The organism is Terrabacter sp. P5_B1 (assembly GCF_056400505.1).
The window spans coordinates 1-2,949 of sequence record NZ_JBFULD010000432.1 but is presented as its reverse complement, the minus strand read 5'-3'; the positions used below and the strand labels follow the sequence as shown (position 1 = coordinate 2,949).

Below are 2,949 nucleotides of genomic sequence, written 5' to 3'. Positions count from 1 at the left end.
CCTTTGTGTCAACCGTGAATACAAGCCATGCGACCCACAAGACGGCACGGTGCGCTGGGGCCTCCCGAACGAGTGAACGGGCGTGCTCGCGAATGGCGGCTTCCCCGCGGTACGTCTTGCGTGCGTGGTTGCCCGCCACCCGGGTGGTCCAGTAGTTCAGCGATGTTGACACCGGAATGCCAACCGCCGGGATAGCGAACTTGATGACGTTGCGTTGCAGCAGGTACTTGCCGACCACCGGCAACGACTTTGCGCCGACGAGCACAGACCCCGAATAGAACTTCTTGATCAAAGGCCGCAGGAAGACCGGCACGGCCTTAGCTGCAGCGCCTTCGGCCACCTCACCGGCCTTGATCACAAGAGCCGTCCGGACGAACCTCCAGAGGTCCTCGGGGTCCGCGAAATCGACCGGGACGCGGTAGAGAACGGCAATGTCGTAGGCCAGTCGCAGCTGCAGCGCCGTCGTCGAGAACAGGTCAACCGAGAACGACAGCACCGCCGTTGAAGTGGTGAGCGGTGAGGCTCCGCCAAGGCTGCCAATGGTGGCCGCGACGGCAGCGGTGTACGCGGAAGCGCTCGGTCCGTCGTTCCCGACACGGGCACGACGGACGGTGCCACGGCCGTCGTCACCGTCCGGGGCGCCGCGACCCTGCCGATGAGCGGCTGGGTGCTGGAGTCCCTCGGCGGCAGCGTCACCATCACCGTGACGTCCCGCGCTCGAGCTCCGCTCGGTTGAGCCCGAGCCAGGTGTCCCGACAGGCTCCGGTCGGAGGCCGCTGCCCGATGTGCGCGGCGCGCCTCGGTGCTGCCGTAGGCTGTTCGATCGTGGCTGTTGACTTCACGCAAGAGATCAAGGACCTGCGCGCGACGATGGACTCCGTGCGTGGGGTCACCAACCTCGACGAGCTGGCGCGCACGATCAAGGAGCTCGAGGAGCAGGCCTCCGCCCCCGACCTGTGGGACGACCCCGACGCCGCCCAGCAGGTGACGAGCGCCCTGAGCCGCGCCAACTCCGAGCGTGACCGCGTCCTCGGCATGGACGCGCGCATCGAGGACCTCGAGACCCTCGTCGAGATGGGCCAGGAGGAGAGCGACGCCGCCACCATGGAGGAGGCCGAGCGCGACCTCGCCACCCTGAAGAAGGACGTCGGCGAGCTCGAGGTCCGCACCCTGCTGTCGGGGGAGTACGACGAGCGCGAGGCCGTCGTCACGATCCGCTCGGGCGCGGGTGGCGTCGACGCCGCCGACTTCGCCGAGATGCTCATGCGCATGTACCTCCGCTGGGCCGAGCGCCACGGCTACCCGACGAAGGTCATGGACACCTCCTACGCCGAGGAGGCCGGCCTCAAGTYCGCCACCTTCGAGGTCAACGTGCCGTACGCCTTCGGCCACCTCTCCGTCGAGGCGGGCACGCACCGCCTCGTCCGGATCAGCCCGTTCGACAACCAGGGCCGTCGCCAGACGAGCTTCGCGGCCGTCGAGGTCATCCCGCTCATCGAGAGCGACGACTCCATCGACATCCCCGAGAACGAGCTGAAGATCGACGTCTTCCGCTCGAGCGGCCCCGGTGGCCAGAGCGTCAACACGACGGACTCGGCGGTGCGCATGACGCACCTGCCGACCGGCATCGTGGTGTCGATGCAGAACGAGAAGAGCCAGATCCAGAACCGCGCGGCTGCGCTGCGCGTCCTCCAGTCTCGACTGCTCCTGCAGCGCAAGGCCGAGGAGGCCGCGGTGAAGAAGGAGATGGCGGGCGACGTCAAGGCGAGCTGGGGTGACCAGATGCGCTCCTACGTCCTCAACCCCTACCAGATGGTCAAGGACCTGCGCACCGAGTTCGAGACGGGCAACCCGAGCGCGGTCTTCGACGGCGACATCGACGGGTTCATCGAGGCAGGGATCCGCTGGCAGATCGGCCAGAACCGCCAGCAGGACTGAGTCCGACCCACGCCTGCCCCGCCACGCCGGGCGGGTTGCTTTCCCGAGGGTTGCGCCCGGCTGCACGTAGCCTCGTATGCGGTTCCGTGCACGCCTGCCGACGTATGCCGGCACGTGCCCTCCCCGCCCAGCCGCCGTTCCGCTGATGACCAGCCCAGTACGAGTCGAGGCACGACCCATGATCCTCTTCGAGAACGTCACGAAGACCTACCCGCGGACCACGCGTCCGGCGCTCGACGACGTCAACCTCGAGATCCCGCGGGGCGAGTTCGTCTTCGTCGTCGGCACGTCGGGTTCGGGCAAGTCCACGATGATGCAGCTCGTCATGAAGGAGCAGGACGTCACGCGCGGTCGCATCCTCATCGCGGGTCGCGACCTCGACCGCCTCCCGGAGCGCAAGGTGCCGGCTCTGCGCCGCGAGATCGGCTGTGTCTTCCAGGACTTCCGTCTGCTGCCCAACAAGACGGTCTTCCAGAACGTCGCCTACGCCCTGCAGGTCCTCGGCAGCAGCCGGGCCCGCATCCGCCAGACCGTGCCCGAGACGCTCGAGCTCGTCGGACTTGCAGGCATGGAGAAGCGCCTGCCGCACCAGCTCTCCGGTGGTGAGCAGCAGCGGGTCGCGATCGCCCGGGCCTTCGTCAACCGGCCGCCGATCCTGCTCGCCGACGAGCCCACGGGCAACCTCGACCCCGACACCAGCCTCGGCATCGTCCAGCTGCTCGACCGCATCAACCGCACGGGCACGACGGTCGTCATGGCCACCCACGACACCGTGACCGTCAACGCCATGCGCAAGCGCGTCATCCGGCTCGACCGAGGGGTGCTCGTCAGCGACATGGAGGCGGCGGACTACACGACGGGCTCCATCCCGCGGGTGCGGCTCGACGAGGAGACGGCCCCGCCGCGACGCGCCGACCAGCCAGAGGTGTCCGACGGCCACGACGACGGGGACCCCGCGGCATACGCCAGCACCGACGATGCCGACGACCCTGGCGAGCAGCTGGACACGAT

The 2,949-nt window shown here is 68.3% G+C and carries 3 protein-coding genes; 2 read left to right on the top strand and 1 reads right to left on the bottom strand.

Annotation, left to right across the window (positions count from 1 at the left end; all coding sequences use genetic code 11):
* Positions 1-496 (bottom strand): hypothetical protein (locus AC1DP0_RS20440; RefSeq protein WP_478088139.1); only part of this gene is annotated, 496 nt, incomplete at its 3' end.
* Positions 497-825: 329 nt separating this feature from the next.
* Here AC1DP0_RS20440 and prfB point away from each other — a divergent pair.
* Together prfB and ftsE are read left to right on the top strand one after the other, a co-directional pair.
* A complete protein-coding gene (gene prfB, locus AC1DP0_RS20435; RefSeq protein WP_478088137.1) occupies positions 826-1,938 on the top strand; it encodes a peptide chain release factor 2 in 1,113 nt (370 codons plus the stop codon).
* 178 nt (positions 1,939-2,116) lie between these two features.
* On the top strand, positions 2,117-2,949 hold an 833-nt coding region (gene ftsE, locus AC1DP0_RS20430), incomplete at its 3' end, for a cell division ATP-binding protein FtsE (protein WP_478088135.1).